The organism is Vibrio sp. 10N.261.52.A1, from assembly GCF_002876325.1.
Taxonomy (GTDB): Bacteria; Pseudomonadota; Gammaproteobacteria; order Enterobacterales; family Vibrionaceae; genus Vibrio; species Vibrio chagasii.
This window is the reverse complement of sequence record NZ_MCYD01000887.1, coordinates 1-402: the sequence shown is the minus strand read 5'-3', so window position 1 is coordinate 402 and position 402 is coordinate 1. Positions and strand designations below refer to the sequence as shown.

The 402-nt window shown below is 47.0% G+C and carries 1 protein-coding gene; it reads right to left on the bottom strand.

Going from position 1 to position 402, the window contains the following annotated elements; translation table 11 throughout:
* Positions 1 to 402 (bottom strand): membrane protein insertase YidC (gene yidC / locus BCT81_RS19135; protein WP_133152660.1); only part of this gene is annotated, 402 nt, incomplete at both ends.

The following is a 402-nucleotide window of genomic DNA, read 5'->3' as shown; positions in this document are numbered from 1 at the left end:
ACATCGTATTCAACGTCAATCGCGTAGCTGCCGCGCTTAAGGATGAATGTTTTTGTGTAATCTAGGCCGTTCGCTTGGTAAGTCATTGGGATGCGTAGTTCATCCTGACCGTCAGCCAGCGTGAAGCTGTCTGCTGAAACCGTGTAGCTAGGGCGGTTAGTGCTGCTAAGGTCGATACCTTGAGGACCAACTAGACCGCTTTGCGCGATAAATTGGTGGCCTGGTTCATTCTTAAGAAGAACAAAGCTCTCTTCAGAATCAAACTCAGCTGAGTAATCATTTAGGTCTGCTTTCACAACATCACCACCAACCGTATCAATTGACAGAGTCAGTACATCAGTGGTCACTGTGATAGTTTTTGCAGAAGAAGCAACTTGACCAGGAGCCGGGTCTAGATCATCT